Genomic DNA, 1,006 nt, shown 5'->3' on the forward strand with positions numbered 1-1,006 from the left:
GGCCGCCGGGATGACGGTCGCAGCGGCGTGTGCGTGGGCAGGGTTGCCGCGGGCGAGCTTCTACCGCGTCACCCGCGGGTATCGGCACTACACGCCGGTGACTGACCCGGTCCCGCAGCGGGCTCGTCGTCAGCCGGCGGCGTTGACGTCCGGTGAACGCGCCCAGGTGTGTGCAGTGCTCGAAGATGAGCAGTACGCCGATCTGTCGGTGTGTCAAACCTATTGGCGGGCTTTCGATACCGGGCGCATACCGTGCTCGCAGTCCAGTTTCTACCGGATCGCCAAAGCCGAGCGGATGACTGGTGATCGCCGTCGCGGCCGCCACGGCGGCGGGATGCCACGCCCGGTGCCGAAGGCGGTGGCCACGGCACCCGGCCAGTTGTGGTCCTGGGATGTCACCGAACTCAAAGGACCGGGCCGGCAGCGTTTCAAGCTGTATCTGGTGATCGATGTGTTCTCCCGCTACCCGGTCGGCTGGCGGATCGAGCACCGCGAGGACACCACGTTGGCGGTGGACATGTTCGCCTCGGCGTTCACCCGCTACGGCGCCCCGCAAGTGCTGCACGCCGACAACGGGGCGATCATGCGGTCCCACGATCTGCTCGACGCTCTGCACGCCGCCAACACCGCGGCGTCGTTTTCGCGGCCCCGAGTCAGTGACGACAACCCGTTCTCCGAATCACTGTTCAAAACCATCAAATACGACCTCAACTGCCCCGACCGGTTCGACCACATCGACCATGCCCGTGCCTGGACTGCGGACTACCTGGCCGGCTACGCCGGCAAGCACCGCCACAGCGGGCTGGCCTGGCACACACCCGAGTCAGTGTTCGACGGCACCGCCGCCCACCAGCAGCAGCACCGTCAAACACTGCTCAACCGCAGATACCTGAGCCATCCGCAACGCTTCCGGCGCCCGCCCCGGGCCCCGGAGATCCCAACCATCGTCGGGATCAACCACAGAAGAACAACCCAACCCCTGTCTCAGACAGGTTGAGAAATTCCG

Annotated in this window: 1 protein-coding gene; it reads left to right on the plus strand. The window is 66.1% G+C overall.

Annotation, left to right across the window (positions count from 1 at the left end; genetic code table 11):
- Positions 1 to 175: 175 nt before the first annotated feature.
- Positions 176 to 997 (plus strand): DDE-type integrase/transposase/recombinase, encoded by an 822-nt coding sequence (locus GONAM_RS22140; protein WP_369403364.1) that lies wholly within the window; start codon positions 176 to 178, stop codon positions 995 to 997.
- The last annotated feature ends 9 nt before the right edge of the window (positions 998 to 1,006 follow it).

Source organism: Gordonia namibiensis NBRC 108229, from assembly GCF_000298235.1.
In the GTDB taxonomy this organism is placed as follows: Bacteria; Actinomycetota; Actinomycetes; order Mycobacteriales; family Mycobacteriaceae; genus Gordonia; species Gordonia namibiensis.